10 protein-coding genes are annotated in these 13,049 nt (G+C 67.5%); 4 read left to right on the forward strand and 6 right to left on the reverse strand.

What is annotated here, in order from left to right; genetic code table 11:
• Position 1 precedes the first annotated feature (1 nt).
• Positions 2 to 868 carry an ABC transporter permease gene (locus ACFVWG_RS39695; protein WP_391548684.1) on the reverse strand — a complete coding sequence of 289 codons (867 nt, stop codon included), beginning with the start codon at positions 866 to 868 and terminating at the stop codon, positions 2 to 4.
• 992 nt (positions 869 to 1,860) lie between these two features.
• Between ACFVWG_RS39695 and ACFVWG_RS39700 the strand changes: the two genes are divergently transcribed.
• Positions 1,861 to 2,850 (forward strand): helix-turn-helix domain-containing protein, encoded by a 990-nt coding sequence (locus ACFVWG_RS39700; protein WP_391548685.1) that lies wholly within the window; start codon positions 1,861 to 1,863, stop codon positions 2,848 to 2,850.
• Here the strand turns inward: ACFVWG_RS39700 and ACFVWG_RS39705 are convergent.
• The 3 genes from ACFVWG_RS39705 to ACFVWG_RS39715 form a co-directional block, all read right to left on the reverse strand.
• Positions 2,845 to 4,614, reverse strand: a complete 1,770-nt coding sequence (locus ACFVWG_RS39705) for a glycoside hydrolase domain-containing protein (RefSeq protein ID WP_391548686.1) — start codon at positions 4,612 to 4,614, stop codon at positions 2,845 to 2,847. The two genes, ACFVWG_RS39700 and ACFVWG_RS39705, sit on opposite strands and share 6 nt — an antisense overlap.
• A 153-nt stretch (positions 4,615 to 4,767) precedes the next feature.
• On the reverse strand, positions 4,768 to 5,868 hold the full coding sequence (locus ACFVWG_RS39710) for an aspartate-semialdehyde dehydrogenase (protein WP_391548687.1): 1,101 nt from the start codon (positions 5,866 to 5,868) through the stop codon (positions 4,768 to 4,770).
• On the reverse strand, positions 5,865 to 7,133 hold the full coding sequence (locus ACFVWG_RS39715; RefSeq protein WP_391548688.1) for an aspartate kinase: 1,269 nt from the start codon (positions 7,131 to 7,133) through the stop codon (positions 5,865 to 5,867). The genes ACFVWG_RS39710 and ACFVWG_RS39715 overlap by 4 nt, the downstream gene beginning before the upstream one ends.
• A 233-nt stretch (positions 7,134 to 7,366) precedes the next feature.
• Here ACFVWG_RS39715 and ACFVWG_RS39720 point away from each other — a divergent pair, with 233 nt between their 5' ends.
• Positions 7,367 to 7,702 carry an ArsR/SmtB family transcription factor gene (locus tag ACFVWG_RS39720; RefSeq protein ID WP_391548689.1) on the forward strand — a complete coding sequence of 112 codons (336 nt, stop codon included), beginning with the start codon at positions 7,367 to 7,369 and terminating at the stop codon, positions 7,700 to 7,702.
• 63 nt (positions 7,703 to 7,765) lie between these two features.
• Positions 7,766 to 8,353, forward strand: coding sequence for a dihydrofolate reductase family protein (locus tag ACFVWG_RS39725; RefSeq protein WP_391548690.1), 588 nt, complete (start codon positions 7,766 to 7,768; stop codon positions 8,351 to 8,353).
• On the opposite strand, the gene ACFVWG_RS39730 is transcribed toward ACFVWG_RS39725, so the two are convergent.
• On the reverse strand, positions 8,239 to 9,447 hold the full coding sequence (locus ACFVWG_RS39730; RefSeq protein WP_391548691.1) for an MFS transporter: 1,209 nt from the start codon (positions 9,445 to 9,447) through the stop codon (positions 8,239 to 8,241). The two genes, ACFVWG_RS39725 and ACFVWG_RS39730, sit on opposite strands and share 115 nt — an antisense overlap.
• Complete coding sequence (locus ACFVWG_RS39735) at positions 9,438 to 10,646, reverse strand: MFS transporter (protein WP_391548692.1); 1,209 nt, start codon at positions 10,644 to 10,646, stop codon at positions 9,438 to 9,440. The genes ACFVWG_RS39730 and ACFVWG_RS39735 overlap by 10 nt, the downstream gene beginning before the upstream one ends.
• 90 nt (positions 10,647 to 10,736) lie before the next feature.
• On the opposite strand from ACFVWG_RS39735, the gene dinB reads away from it, so the two are divergent.
• Positions 10,737 to 11,939 (forward strand): DNA polymerase IV, encoded by a 1,203-nt coding sequence (dinB, locus tag ACFVWG_RS39740; RefSeq protein WP_391548693.1) that lies wholly within the window; start codon positions 10,737 to 10,739, stop codon positions 11,937 to 11,939.
• Positions 11,940 to 13,049: the final 1,110 nt, after the last annotated feature.

Genomic DNA, 13,049 nt, shown 5'->3' on the forward strand with positions numbered 1-13,049 from the left:
CTCAGAGACGGACAGCGAACTCACGCTCCCTCGACATGAAGAACAACGAACCGACCACGAACGCGGCCACCGCCCACGCCACGCCGCCGATCCACAGTTCGGCGTCCGGCATCTTGGCGCGGACCAGCAGATCGGTCCAGCCACCCAGGAGGGAGTAGAGCGGGTTGTACTGGATGAAGTCCTTGAACTTCGCCGGCGCCTTCTCGGCGAACCACAGCACCGGGGACAGGTACAGCCAGATCCGCATCAGGTACGGCAGGAAGCTGGACGTGTCCCGGAAGTACACCTGGATCGCGGCGAAGATCATGCTGATCCCGGCCGCGAACATCGTCAGCAGGATCAGGAACGCCGGCGCCAGCAGCATCACCCAGTGCAGCGGCTGCTTGGTCAGCAGGTGGATCGCGCCGTACACGACCATCGTCGGCAGGAAGCGGAAGAACGCCGTCCGCAGCGCCGACAGCGGCAGCAGCATCCGCGGGAAGGCCATGTTCATCAGCAGCTTGCCGCCACCGACCACACTGCCGGCGCCGGTCGTGACCGCGCCCTGGAAGTAGTAGAAGGCGAACAGGCCACCACACATGTGCGCGAAGACCGCGCCCGCGTCCTTGCGGGCGCCGGCTCCGGCGATGATGTCGGTGAGCAGGTAGTAGACCCCGGCGAGCAGCAACGGGTTGATGACCAACCAGATCTGCCCGAAGAAGGTATTGGTGTTGGCCGCACGGATTCCGCTCCGCGACATCTCTGCCGCGAACACCCGGCGTTCCCAGAGTGCTTTGAAGTACGGCCGCAAGGGCGGCAAGCCGGCCTTGTGTGGTTCGTACACATGCACCGACGGGTTGAATGCCTCGTCGACGCTAGTCGCGTTCATTCAGGCGACGCCTCTCTCTGCCATGAAGTCCTGTCCACGTTCAGCCGCTGGTGTTCGTTTGACCGGGCCACGTAGACCGGGAAGAGAGTAGCGGATCGGCCCCGGCGCCGATGACACAGCAGTCCACCAGTGTGAGCAACGACGTACGCACGGCTACCGACGTCGCGCCCGATCGATGCGGACCATCCAGGCTCCGGCCAGCGTCGATCGTTATCCGGAATATACATTTGACGGCTCGTACGCACCAAAACGCCTTCCGGCGCATGGAAAGACGTCGTCCCCGATGCTCGTCGGCGGCCGTGGTGAACACGAGTGAACAAGGTCAAATCCGCGTCAAATCACGCCGGTGGGTCCCAGGGGTGCCTAGTGGCCGGGGCGAGCCGCGCGGTGGACGTCGTGTCCCCGCCTCCCCATGGACAGCCTCACCATCCACGGAGCACCGCTCAGCACCACCTGGGACCGCACACTGGATCCGGCGGCCCGGCCACACTGGGCGGAGTCGGGCCGGGCAGCCACCGGATCGGCAGGCGCAATGACCAGGGCGGCGGTCATCGCACCAGAGGCCGCACAGGAAGGTGATGCTGATCGCATGGGACTCCCCTTCTCATCGGCCTCACGATGGAGATGCACAGTTTGTACACCCTCCAACACGGCCGGTGATGGCACGGGAGTGCGAGGGCACCGATACGCCGGGATCGAGACCCAACCGAAACGGCCACCGCTGACGGAACAGCGAACACACGCCAGAATTGGAACAGCAGCCCGGCGGCGCTCAGGTGGTCCGTCGCCGGGCTGCTGGACCTCAATTCTCGCTCACAACTGCGCGGAAATGGTGGCCGGATGGTGACACGGCACAAGAATGCTGACAGGACAACAAATATCGCTGCCCGCATTCACCAGGACACGGACAGTGCGGACCGCACTGGATCGCGCATCCTAGGCTGGAGAGGCGGTAGCGGACGGTGACGACTTTCGGAAGGGAGGGACGACTCGTGAGCATTTCGGACACGGAGCGTGCCGATCATTTGCGCGTGCTCGGACTCAGCGACGACGAGATCAAGGTCTATCAGCACCTGCTGCGGACCGGCCCCTCGTCGATCACCGAGCTGGACGAGGGCGTCCCCGACCGCTCGGCGGGTATCGACACCGTCCTCGGCGGGCTGGTGCAGGCGGGTCTGGCCCGGCGGTCCGGCTCCGACCACTCACGCTTCCTCCCAGTGCCTCCGGACGCCGGTCTGGAGGCGATGACGCTGCGCCGGGAGTCCGAGCTCAAGCAGGCCCGGATCGAGGTCCTGAACGCGTACGACGAGTTCCGGCGGACCGTGCACAACGAGTCGACCACGCACCTGATCGAGGTCGTCACCGGCAGCGCGATCGTCGAGCGGATCCACCAGATCAAGGGCAGCGCCCAACGCGAGATCCTGGCCATCGACTCCCCGCCGTACTACATCGGCGGCCCGAACCAGGAGGAGATCGACCAGCTCAGCCGCGGGGTCGCCTACCGGGTCGTGTACTCACCGGAGTCGGTCGAGGTGCCCGGCTACCTGACCGAGAACATCCTCCCGTGTGTGGAGGCCGGCGAGCAGGCCCGCGTACTGCCCGACGTACCGGCCAAGCTGACCATCATCGACGGCTCGATGGCGTTCGTGTCGATGTCGGTGCGCGACACCGATGTGAACCGGTCGCTGCTGATCATCCGGCCGAGCAGTCTGCTCACCGCGCTGATCGGCATGTTCGAGCTCTGCTGGCGCAACGCGCTTCCGTTGCACGCGTCGGTGGGCGCCGAGGACGACCGGCTGGAGCCGATCGAGCGCCGGCTGCTCGCGCTGCTCGCAACCGGCGCTGCCGACGACACCATCGCCCGCACCCTCGGCATCAGTCGCCGGACGTTCTTCCGCTACCTGGAGAGGCTGATGAACCGCACCGGTGCCAGCACCCGCTTCCAGCTCGCCCTGCACGCCGCCCGGGAGAACTGGTTATGAGGCGGAGATAGCCCGGGCAAGTTTGAGACGGGCCTGCTCGTAGGCGTTGCCCTGCTGGGGAAACGAGACGCGCGGCCCGGCCTCGTCCAGGACCGCTGGGACCATCTCCTCGACCAGGGTGTCGACGAGGTGGCCCAGGCCGCGTTCGCGGGCCATCGTCAGGTAGAGGTGGTCCTGGATCCCCCGGCGGAAGTTGGCCAGCTGGATCGTGGAGACCGGCCCGGCGATCCCCCGGTCCTGGTCCGGGTAGATGCGGTCCTCTCCCGGGTACACCAGGACGCCGTCGCCGTTCGCCCACCAGCCGCGCTTGTTGTAGAACGTGACCGGGTCCACCCAGACGTTCTGGTTGCGTTCGCGACCCGGCAGCACCTGCCTGTTGTGCCGCCAGTGGTCGGTGTGCCAGTAGAAGTACGTCGAGACGTTGTGCTTGAACGCCGCCCACAGATTGGCGCGCGGATCGGTGGCCGGCGACTCGATCACCACCGAGCCGACATTCGGCCGCTGGCCGTTGTAGAACCACATGTCCCGGCCCTCCTTCCGGAGCATCTCCGCCGCCGGTGAGCGGTACAGGTCGGCCACCGTGGCCCAGATGTCGACCGCCTTCTCAGGTCCGTCCAGTACGGCGTCATAGGCGTGCGTCACGAAGATCGGCAGCGGCGCACCCGACTCCCGCACCGCCGCGGACAACGAGCGGATGTACTCGTAGTCCTCGGACCCCGGCTCGTCAGGCATGTAGAGGAAGGTCTTCTTGCCCGGCAGGTTCCGCGCCAGCCAGTCGGTCCACAGTGGCGCATTGGCCTTCGCCTTCTCCGGGGTGTCGAAGTCGGGCTCCGGACCGTAGAAGGTGCGTGGGACAAGGTTGTTCCCGACGCCCTCACCAGGTCCTTCGTAGCCGTTCGCCCTGGTGAAGTCCGCCCCGGTGAAACGCGTTCGGGCGGCATCCGCCGTCGCGATGTCGTAAGCGTCCACGAACTCGACCCGGTGCCGGTGCGCGAAGCGATGGAACACCGGGTCCAGGTTGCGGCCGTAGCGCAGCTCGACCTGGGAGCTCTCGTAGTAGAACATCGCGTCGATGCTGTTCTGGTCGGGCAGGGTGAAGGCGAAGACCGTCAGCTCGACCGGCACGCTTCGCCCCTGGCCGTCAGCTTCGACCTCGACCTGCCCGCGATAGACGCCCGCCGGTGCATGCCGCGGGATGTAGACGTCGAACCAGAACGCCTGATTGGTAGCAGCCGGTACGGCGAGCGGGAACCCGCCCTGAACCGCGTTCTCCGGCACCAGCTGAACCGGCTTCGTGCCCAACGGATCCGGCGGTTCGGCCGGTGAATCGCGCAGGTAGATCCAGTCCGCGTTGGACTTCTCGGTAATGCGCATATATCGCTCGGAGAAGACCTGGATCTGACGACCGACCGTGTCCGACGGATCCGCGGCCGGCGGGGCATAGCGGATCACGCCCGGGCCGCCCACTTGCCGCAGTACCGGCAGTCGAACCGACAGCGCACCGATCCCGGCCTGGCCGGCCTCCGCGACGACCTGGAAGGCGACCACCTCGTTGCGCGCACCGAAGATGCGCGCCGTGTGACCGTCCCAGGCGCTGTTGCGCCGCTGGTGCGGATTCGCCAGGTCGTCGGCCTCGACCTTCTCGCCGTCGTTCACCGCCCACACAGCAGCCAGCGGCTCGGCAGCCGGCCGCACCGCCAGGGGCACGAAGGCCGAGAGCGACCCGGCCAGCAGGGATCGCCGCGAGAACACCAACCTGGTCACCTCAGCCATCGTAGGCATCCACGGCGATCGCTGCGTTACTCGTTGCCCGATAGGACAGCGAATCCAGCCCTTTCGCTGACAGATAAAGGGCTGTTGACGGTACGGCGCGGCCGCCGAAGTGGTTCAGGCTTCGACGGCCGTGAAACGAGCTCTTCAGCCCTGGATGAATTCCTTGGCGACGACCTCGGCGATCTGCGCGGTGTTCAGCGCAGCGCCCTTGCGCAGGTTGTCGCCGCAGACGAACAGCTCCAGCGCGTTCGGGTCGTCGAGCGATTTGCGGACGCGGCCGACCCAGGTCGGGTCGGTGCCCACGACATCGGCCGGGGTCGGGAACTCGCCCTCGGCCGGGTTGTCGAACAGCAGCACGCCCGGGGCGTCGCGCAGGACCTCGCGGGCCTCGTCGGCATCGACCTCGTGGGCGAAGCGCGCGTGCACCGACAACGAGTGCGTGGTCACCACGGGCACCCGGACACAGGTCGCGGACACCTTCAGGTCGGGCAGACCGAGGATCTTGCGGGACTCGTTGCGGACCTTCAGCTCCTCGGAGCTCCAGCCGCCGTCCTTGAGCGAGCCGGCCCACGGCACCACGTTGAGCGCCAACGGCGCCGGGAACGGGCCGAGCGAGTTGCCCACGACCCGCCGTACGTCGCCTGGGGTCTTCCCCAGCTCGCGATTGCCCGCCACCTTGGTGATCTGGTCGTAGAGGGCGTCAATGCCCTCCTGGCCGGCACCGGAGGCCGCCTGGTACGACGCGACCACCAACTGCTCGAGCTCGTAGCGGTGGTGCAGTGCACCCATCGCGACGATCATCGACAGCGTCGTGCAGTTCGGGTTCGAGATGATGCCCTTGGGCCGGTTGCGGGCCGCCTCGGCGTTCACCTCGGGAACCACCAGCGGCACCTCCGGGTCCATCCGGAAGGCGCCCGAGTTGTCCACCACGACAGCACCCGCCGCGGCCGCGATCGGCGCCCAGTGCGCGGAGACCTCGTCCGGTACGTCGAACATCGCCACGTCGATGCCGTCGAAGGCGGCCTCGCTGAGCGCGACCACCTCGACCTCCTCGCCGCGGACCTTGAGCCGCTTGCCTGCGGAGCGCTCGGAGGCGATCAGCCGGATCTCACCCCAGACGTTCTCCCGGGTCGAGAGCAGGGTCAGCATCACCGAACCGACAGCGCCGGTCGCCCCGACCACCGCCAGCGACGGTAGACCCGTCCGGTCCTCGATCGTGTTCTCCACAGCGCTCACAGGGGTCACCGTCCAGTTCCTCCGTACACGACAGCCTGGGTGTGCTCGTCGTCCAGATCGAATGCGGTGTGCGCCGCGGTCACGGCGGCGTCCACCAGGTTCTCGTCCACGACCACCGAGATCCGGATCTCCGAGGTGGAGATCATCTCGATGTTCACGCCGGCGTCGGCCAGCGCCGAGAAGAACTTCGCGGAGACGCCCGGGTGCGAGCGCATTCCGACCCCGACGACCGAGACCTTGCCGATCTGGTCGTCGTACAGCAGCTGCTCGTAGCCGACCTCGTCCTTCATCCGGGCCAGCGCGGACATCGCGCGGGACCCGTCGACGCGGGGCAGCGTGAAGGAGATGTCGGTGCGGTTGGTGGCGACCGCGGACACGTTCTGCACGATCATGTCGATGTTGGTCTCGGCACCGGCCACGGTCTCGAAGATCCGGGCCGCCTCGCCCGGCTTGTCGGGTACGCCGACCACGGTGATCTTGGCCTCGTTGCGGTCCTGGACCACACCGGAGATGATCGCCTGTTCCATCTGATCAAGTTCCTTCGCATCGACAACCCAGGTGCCTTCCTTCTGCGAGAAGGAGGACCGCACATGAACGGGGACGTTGTAGCGCCGCGCGTACTCCACGCAGCGCAGGTGCAGCACCTTCGCGCCGCAGGCGGCCATCTCGAGCATCTCCTCGTAGGAGATCTTCGGGATGTGCTTGGCGGCCGGCACGATCCGCGGGTCCGCGGTGAAGATGCCGTCCACGTCGGTGTAGATCTCGCAGTAGTCGGCCTCCAGCGCGGCGGCCAGCGCGACCGCGGTGGTGTCGGAGGCGCCCCGGCCCATCGTGGTGACGTCCTTGGTGTCCTGCGCCACACCCTGGAACCCGGCCACGATCGCGACGTGGCCCTCGGCCAGCGCGTCCTCGATCCGGCTCGGGGTGATGTCGATGATCCGGGCGTTGCCGTGCGCGGACGTGGTGATCACGCCGGCCTGCGAACCGGTGAAGCTGCGCGCCTCGTATCCGAGGTTCGCGATCGCCATCGCCAGCAGGGCGGCCGAGATCCGCTCACCCGAGGTGAGCAGCATGTCGAGCTCGCGCGGCGGCGGCAGCGGGGAGACCTGCTTGGCCAGGTCCATCAGTTCATCGGTGGTGTCACCCATGGCCGAGATCACGACGACGACGTCGTTCCCGGCCTTCTTGGTAGCGACGATCCGTTGGGCGACGCGCTTGATGCAATCGGCGTCAGCGACCGACGAACCGCCGTACTTGTGCACGACGCGTCCCACAGCTGTGTCTCCTCAAAACCACTCATTGCGGTACGCCGTGCGGCACTGCACCAGGCGTAGTCGTTCGCCTCATTCTAGCCGTGACCTCGCCGTTGCCTACCGGCTGACCAAGCCTCGGCCGCGGCGTGCGGCAAATCGGGAGTCCGCCGGGAGGTTCGGCGGCGGCGGCCCGGGCGCGCCGGAAAGCGTCCGGTGGAATGGACCACTTGTTCATATAAGTCATCACTGAAACAATGCGGACCGTGCACGCGTTCGACATCCTCGGCGACCCGGTCCGGCGCCGGATCCTGGAGCTGCTGGCCGACGGCGAACTGCCGGCCGGCAGCATCGCCGCGACGATCAACGCGGAGTTCGGGATCAGTCAGCCGGCCGTTTCGCAGCATCTGCGGGTCCTGCGCGACAACGGGTTCGCCACCGTGACGGTGGCCGGCACCCGCCGCCTGTACGCCGTTGCTCCCGAACCACTGCGGGAGATCGACGGCTGGCTGGACCGGTACCGGAAGTTCTGGGGGAACCGGCTGGACGCCCTCGAGACCGAGATCCATCGCGGCCGCCGCGAGAAAAGCTGAGGCGATCGAAACCTTCCGCCCGCTCCGTGCATCGAGCAGGTAGACGACCAAGGAGGGGCGCGGATGCGAGCGATCATTGCCAACCTGTGCATGTCGGAGGACGGGATCGTGGACCGGCCGGAGCGCTGGCTGCCGGCACCGGCTGTGGGCGGTGTGATCGACGACCTGGCCGCCGGAGCGAACACAGTGCTGCTCGGCCGCCGTACCTATGAGCAGTACGCCGGTTCGCTGGGCTCGGTCCGGAAGCTCGTCATTGCCTCGACACCGGTGGCTTACCAGCCGCGGAGTGAGGTTCTGAAGGGCGATCCGCGCCGAGTGCTCGCGGCACTCAAGCAGGTGCCGGGTCCGGACCTGCATGTGATCGGCAGCCTGGGTCTGATCCGGTCGCTGCTGCGCTGGCGGCTCCTGGACGACGTGACGCTGCAGATCCACCCACTGCGGGCCGGACAGGGCACTGCACTGGACCGGCGGTCCTTCAAGCTCATCTCGTTGTGCGCTGGGGCTTCCGGCACTCTCGAGGCGACGTACAAGGTGCACTACGCGGCGACCGGCGCACTCTCGAGCGTGGACTCGACTGGCCGGTGGGGCGGCACCCGAAGGACCGCGACAGTGCCGAGCACTCCGAGGACTGCCATCAAAGCCCACGCGTAACGAACGCCGAAGGTCTCCACGACGACACCGCCGACAGCCGAGCCAGCGGCGGATCCGATCATTCCGCCGCTGAGCACCCAGCCGAACATCTCGGTCCGGGAGGCGGCCGGCGTCATCGACCCCAGCCGCTCGTAGAGGGCGCCGACGGTCGGTGCGATCAGGCAGCCCGCTGCGAACAGCGTGATGGCCAATGCGACCACCGAGGCTGTCGCGAACACGCATGCGCCCGCCAGAACGGTGAAGGCCAGCATGCGCTTCCAGACATAGGAATCGCGACGACCTGGAAGCGCACCGCCGACCAGTCCACCGATCAGACTGCCCAGTGCTGCGACAGTCTCGAGGACTCCGGCGATCAGCCGGTTGCCGTGCTCGTCTGCGAAGGCGACGATCCCCAGCGACATCGACGCGAAGCCCATCACCATGAAGCCGAACGCGATCACCAGCGGCAACCGATGGCGGTGGAGTAGTAGCTGCCTCGCGGTGGTGCGCTCAGTCTCCGCTGCCTCCCCGGTAGCGAGCGGCTGTTGTTTCAGCCCGAACCACCAGATCGCCGCGGCCGCTGCGACGGCGCACGCCAGCAACCCGGCACGCGGACTGGCCACGCTGACGATCACTGCGCCGAGCATTGGTCCAATGACGAACAGCAGCTCGGTCGCCGACGCGTCCAGGGCATAGAGCACGCGTAGCCGCCCACCCTGCACCAGCCGCGGCCAGGCGGCCCGAGAGGTCGAGGCGACTGGCGCCACGCACAGTCCGGCCAGCGCTGCCGCGACTGGCAGCAGCCGGTACCAGCTGTAGGGCAGCAGGGCCGTCACGGCCATCAGCAGGCCCCATGCCATCCCGGTGACAATGACGACGCGGCGGGCACCCCGTCGGTCCGCCATCCGTGCCCAGACGACGCTGGCGACCGCCGTACCGATGGAGTAGGCACCAGCGACGACGCCGGCCCAACCGAAGTTGCCGGACGCGTCCTTGGCCAGGAACGCCAGCGGGACCATCGTCGCCATCACCGGCATCCGCGCGGTCAGCGCCGCCGCCATCAGCGTCATCACACCAGGGGTACGCCACAGGTCGCGGTACGCGGTCAGGTCCATGGTGCCGATTCTGTCCTGACAAACTCCTCGGGCGCCTCGGGATTTCTCCCTATCTTCAAGGCGAGGTAACCGAGCCCGGAGGCGCCGACCAGGCAGCCGGCGATCACCAGCAGCGCGACGCGCGTGCCGACTGCCGGAACCAGTACGCCGGCCGCCGCCTGGCCGAGTGCGGCTGCCCCGACGCGAAGACTGGCAGCGGTGGTGCTGACCCGGCCCTGCAGCTCCAACGGGCTGTACTGCTGCCGCGCGGCGAACATCGCCGGGATCATCGGGCCGTCCAGAAACCCGGTGCCTGCAGCCAGGACCACCAGCACGGCGAAACTGCCCGCCAGCGGCCAGGCGGTGAAGGCCAAGCCGTAGGCGGCGACCGAGAGCATCACGACGTATTCAGGACGCCAACGGGTGGAGAGGCGGCCCAGCAGCAGCGCTGTCGTGACGCTGCCGAGCTCCAGCGCAGCCCAGACATAGCCAGCTGCCGATCGGGGCATCCCGAGCGATGCCATGTGCAACGGCAGGGTGATCAGCAGCATGCCGACCACGCCCATGAGGAGTGTCGACGTCACTGTGGACGCCCGCAGTCGCGGAGTGCGCGCCAAATGCTTCAGACCGCCCAGAACCGAGCTGAGGAAGGGATCATGGGCCTGAGCGGCTGCCGGCAGGACGGGAAGCCTGCTGATGGCCAGGATGCTCAACATCGCCAGTCCGGCGATGGCGAGCACCGCTGCCTCGACCGAAACCACCGCGGCGATAGTCGCCGCAGCAGCGGGACCGGCGATGGTTGCGACACCGAAGCTGGCGGCCTCGAGCGAGTTGGCGCGTGGCAGCCGCTCTCGCCGAACCAGACTCGGCAGCATGCTGGTGAATCCACCGCTCACCAGCGGCAGCGTCGTACCGGCTATCGCAGCCAGCACTGGAACCGGCCAGTGCGCGCTGCGACCGACGACCGCCAGCATGGTGATCATCACGAGGCCCAGCACGGCCTGACTCAGAGCCAGCGCAGTACGCCGGTGCGCAGTCCGGTCGAGCCACGCGCCGAGCAGCGGGCCGGTGACGATGGCGGGGAGCGCATACGCGGCGCCGGTAAGACCGGCCAGAGCTGGGTTGTCGGTCCGCTCCAGGACGAGCAGGACCAGTGTGAAGACGACCATCTCGGCCCCGACCCGAGCGAGTGTCGCTGCCGTCAGATAGCGGACCAGCATGCCGCCTCCTTTGTTCAGCCGCACGCGGGTCGCATCGTACCGGGCGCGGCGGGCGAGCTCTACCTGATTGTCGGCGGAGTATGCGAACATATGTTCGTGTCAACGTCAGCGCTTGCGAACATCCTGCATGCCGATCTGGACGCGTTCTACGCGTCGGTCGAGCAGCGGGACGACCCGCGCCTGCGTGGCCGGCCGGTGATCGTCGGCGCCGGGGTCGTGCTCGCCTGCAGCTACGAGGCCAAGGCGATGGGCGTCCGGACCGCGATGAACGGTGGGCAGGCGCTCCGGCAGTGCCCGCAGGCGATCGTGGTCGAGCCGCGGATGTCGGCGTACTCGGAGTCGAGCAAGGCGGTCTTCGCCGTGTTCGAGGACACCACGCCACTGGTCGAGGGGTTGTCGATCGACGAGGCGTTCCTCGACGTCGGCGGGCTCGGGAAGATCTCCGGTACGCCGGTGGAGATCGCGCGGCGGTTGCGTTCCGAGGTGCTCACGCGGGTCGGGCTGCCGATCACGGTCGGGGTCGCGCGGACGAAGTTCCTCGCAAAAGTGGCCAGCGGGATCGCCAAACCGGACGGGCTGCTCGAGGTGCCACCGGCGTACGAGTTGGAGTTCCTGCATCCGTTGGATGTCTCGCGGTTGTGGGGCGTGGGTGAGGTGACTGCGGAGAAGCTGCGGACGCGCGGGCTGACCAAGGTCGGCGATGTCGCGCAACTGCCGGAGGCGGCGCTTGTCGCGATGCTCGGGCGGGCCTCGGGCCGGCATCTGCATGCACTGGCGCACAACCGCGACCCGCGACCGATCGAGGTCGGGCGACGACGACGGTCGATCGGATCGCAGCGAGCCCTTGGGCGATCACGGAAGTCGCTGGCCACGCTGGACGCCGTACTGGCTGGGCTGGTCGATCGGGTCACCCGCCGGCTGCGGTCAGCTGGTCGTTCCGGTCGCACTGTCACGCTCCGTCTGCGCTTTGACGACTTCACCCGCGCCACCCGGTCCCATACCTTGCCTCAGGCAACGGATCAGACGCGGGCGATCTTGCTGACCGCCCGGGCGCTGCTCACCGCCGCCCAGCCGTTGATCACCACGCAGGGCCTCACCATGATCGGGATCTCGGTCGGCAACCTCGAGAACGAGGCAGCTCAGCAGCTGGCCCTCCCCTTCGACAAGGCCGCCAACAACGAGCTCGACGCCGCCCTCGATCTGGTGAAGGACAAGTTCGGCACCAACGCCATCACCCGCGGCGTCCTCCTCGGCCGCGACCAAGGCCTCACCGTCCCGATGCTCCCGGACTGAGAAGAACCCCATTGGGGGCACTTCTGCCCCACTCGTGGGTGGTGCGGCGTACCGGTCTCTTCTCCGTGCGGGTCAGTTGATCGGCGTGCTGGTGGGCTGGTGGGCTGGTGGGCTGGCTGGGTGCTGTTCCAGCGTTGGCAGTAGGTGACCTGCGTGCAGTTGCTGGGGGTGTGGACAGGAAATGGGGGCTGTGAACAAGGCACAGCTTGTTCAAGGCCCCCGCGAGGGGTGCGCACCCCCGGCTTGTAGCCCGGCGACCTCCAAAACGCAGTGGCAACAGACTGGCGGCCGAGACCGATCCGGCGTCCCCCCGGGTGCCGGACCTGTGCCACCGACCAACCTCTCGCGCGGCTAGTCGTGCGGGTGATGCTGAGCGTGAAGTGTCCGAGCCGCGCGGAGTTAGTCAGTGCTGGCGGTCCACCCCCGCCACCCCACGCCCTCCCCCGCCGCATCCCTCTGCCCCCGGCGAGCACGGTGGGTTCAGTCGGCGTGCAGAAGCAGCGGTCCGACGTCGAGTGGAAGAAGATTGCCGCCGGAAATCGATGTCCAGCAGCACAGTGCGTCCAGTCGGCGACATCCTCCCCACACTCTCCGATCACGTCGCCCGAGACTCTGCGATCGGAGGGCAGCCCGCCGGTCCGACAACGCGCGGACCACCCACACATACATCACAAGAGCCCCATTTGGTGGGCTGACCCACGTCCTTGTGGGAGGGCCCACCGCACGCGGCTAGCCCACCCACCACCGCGTGGGCTGACCCATCAAACGAGTGGGTTGACGAATCGCTCGAGCGAGCGGCCTCCACCTCAGCCGGTACGACGTTGAGCACGGTTCAACCACTTTGCCGGGCGTCCGACGGTTGACCGGTGCACAAAGTCCGCCGGTACGACGTTGTGCTCGGTTCGACCGTATCGACGAGCATCTGGTGGGTTAACCCATGGGCTGGTGGGTTATGGACCCGCATGCGGGTGCAGAACCCACAATCTCGTGGGTTAACCCATCCGGTTGCGGGTTGGGGCCCTGACCCTGTTTCTTGGACACGCTGATTCCAGCATGGGCTGGAGAAGCGAGATGATTGCGAACTATGGCCCGCAAGAATTACTCCGAGGA

It is taken from the genome of Kribbella sp. NPDC058245, from assembly GCF_042882005.1.
In the GTDB taxonomy this organism is placed as follows: Bacteria; Actinomycetota; Actinomycetes; order Propionibacteriales; family Kribbellaceae; genus Kribbella.